The organism is Microbacterium sp. zg.Y909, from assembly GCF_024626565.1.
This window is the reverse complement of the sequence record NZ_JANJFJ010000542.1, coordinates 1-2,280: the sequence shown is the minus strand read 5'-3', so window position 1 is coordinate 2,280 and position 2,280 is coordinate 1. Positions and strand designations below refer to the sequence as shown.

At 68.6% G+C, this 2,280-nt stretch carries 3 protein-coding genes; all 3 read left to right on the top strand.

The window, feature by feature from the left end; all coding sequences use genetic code 11:
• Positions 1-816 (top strand): Fe-S cluster assembly protein SufB (gene sufB / locus NQ160_RS22570; RefSeq protein ID WP_257517268.1); only part of this gene is annotated, 816 nt, incomplete at its 5' end.
• Positions 816-2,009 (top strand): Fe-S cluster assembly protein SufD, encoded by a 1,194-nt coding sequence (gene sufD / locus NQ160_RS22565; protein WP_257517267.1) that lies wholly within the window; start codon positions 816-818, stop codon positions 2,007-2,009. The genes sufB and sufD, both read left to right, overlap by 1 nt.
• Positions 2,006-2,280: non-heme iron oxygenase ferredoxin subunit (locus tag NQ160_RS22560; RefSeq protein ID WP_257517266.1), on the top strand; the 275-nt coding region annotated here is incomplete at its 3' end. The genes sufD and NQ160_RS22560, both read left to right, overlap by 4 nt.

The following is a 2,280-nucleotide window of genomic DNA, read 5'->3' as shown; positions in this document are numbered from 1 at the left end:
GACATCCCGCTGCAGGCGTACTTCCGCATCAACACCGAGAACATGGGCCAGTTCGAGCGCACGCTGATCATCGCGGACGAGGGCTCCTACGTGCACTACATCGAGGGTTGCACCGCCCCGATCTACCAGTCCGACTCGCTGCACTCCGCGGTGGTCGAGATCATCGTGAAGAAGAACGCACGCGTGCGCTACACCACGATCCAGAACTGGTCGACGAACGTCTACAACCTCGTCACCAAGCGCGCCGTGGCCCACGAGGGCGCGACCATGGAGTGGGTCGACGGCAACATCGGCTCCAAGGTGACGATGAAGTACCCCTCGATCTTCCTGGTCGGCGAGCACGCCAAGGGCGAGACCCTGTCGGTCGCCTTCGCCGGTCCCGGTCAGCACCAGGACGCCGGCGCGAAGATGATCCACATGGCGCCGTACACGCAGTCGTCGATCATCTCGAAGTCGATCGCCCGCGGTGGCGGTCGTGCCGGCTACCGCGGCGAGGTGCGGGTGGATGCCAACGCGCACCACTCCGCCAACACCGTGCGCTGCGACGCCCTGCTCGTGGACACCAAGTCGCGGTCCGACACGTATCCCGCGATCGACATCCGCGTGGACGACGTGCAGCTGGGCCACGAGGCGACGGTGTCGAAGGTCAGCGAAGAGCAGCTGTTCTATCTGCAGTCACGCGGCATGCCCGAGGACGAGGCGATGGCGATGATCGTCCGGGGGTTCATCGAGCCCATCGCCCGCGAGCTGCCCATGGAGTACGCCCTCGAGCTGAACAAGCTCATCGAGATGGGCATGGAAGGATCCGTCGGCTGATGACCACTGTCACCCAGGCCCCCGCTGCCGCCGCGGAGGGTCACATCGACCCTGCCGCCGCGTTCGTTCCGGTGCAGACCCGCTCCGAGCGACCCACCTCGTTCGACCCCGCCGACTTCGGCGCTCCCACCGGCCGTGAGGTCAACTGGAAGCACACCCCGATCGCCCGCCTCGGCGCGGTGCTCGTCGACGAGGACACCAGCGCCTCTGAGGCCGTCGAGTACCGCTTCGACGTGCCCGAGACCCTGCGCGTCCCGTCGCTCGGCCACGACGCGGCCGTCCGCGGCGAGGTGTTCCGCCCCGAGGACGTCGCCGCCGCCATCGCATGGAAGCAGAGCCCCGACGCGCTGCACCTGCGCATTCCGGCGAACGAGGAGCACGAGGGGCTGCTGCGCGTGGACCTCGTCGGCCGCGACGCGCGCGCCCACGGCAACGCCCACATCATCGTCGAGGCCATGCCGAACTCGGCTGCCACTGTGCTGCTCTACCACTCCGGGTCCGCGCAGTACGCGCAGAACGTCGAGATCATCGTGCGCGACGGCGCCCGGCTGAACCTCGTGACGGTGCAGCGCTGGGACGGCGATGCCGTGCACGTGGCATCCCACCAGGCGCGCGTGGACCGCGACGCGACCCTCACCCACGTCGTGGTCAGCCTCGGCGGCGGCGTCGTGCGCGTGAACCCGTCGGTCGAGCTCGCCGGAGCAGGCTCCGAATGTAAGCTCTACGGCGTCTCGTTCTCGGACGCAGGGCAGCACCTCGAGAGCCAGGTGTACATGTACCACAAGGGCCCGCACACCAAGGGCGACGTGCTCTACAAGGGCGCGCTGCAGGGCGAGAGTGCACGCAGCGTCTGGATCGGCGATGTGCTCATCGGGGCGGATGCCAGCGGCACCGACTCGTACGAGGCCAACCGCAACCTGGTGCTCACCGACGGCGCTCGCGCCGAGTCCATCCCCAACCTCGAGATCGAGACGGGCGACATCCAGGGCGCCGGCCACGCCAGCGCCACCGGCCGCTTCGACGACGAGCAGCTGTTCTACCTGCAGGCCCGCGGCATCGCCGAGGCCGAAGCACGGCGCCTGGTCGTGGTGGGATTCCTCGGCGAGATCATCCAGAAGACCGGCATCCCCTCGCTCGAAGAGGAGCTCACCGCGGCGATCCTCGCCGAGCTCGACGCAGGGGCGCAGGAGTGACCGCCACCCGCGTCTGCGCGCTGAGCGAGTTGGAGCAGGACTCCGCCCGCCGGGTCGAGGTCGACGGCGTGCCGATCGCCCTCGTGCTGGACTCCAACGGCGAGGTGCATGCCATCGGCGACACCTGCACGCACGGCGACATCTCGCTCTCCGAGGGATTCGTCGAGGGGGAGACCCTGGAGTGCTGGGCCCACGGCTCGGCTTTCTCGCTGCTCACCGGCCGTCCCCTGAACCTCCCCGCTTACGAGCCCGTCCCCGTCTACGTCGTCCA

What these genes read in the sequence shown, in the direction of transcription:
- sufD (WP_257517267.1), top strand. Translation starts at nt 816, where the DNA reads ATGACCACTGTCACCCAGGCCCCCGCTGCCGCCGCGGAGGGTCACATC.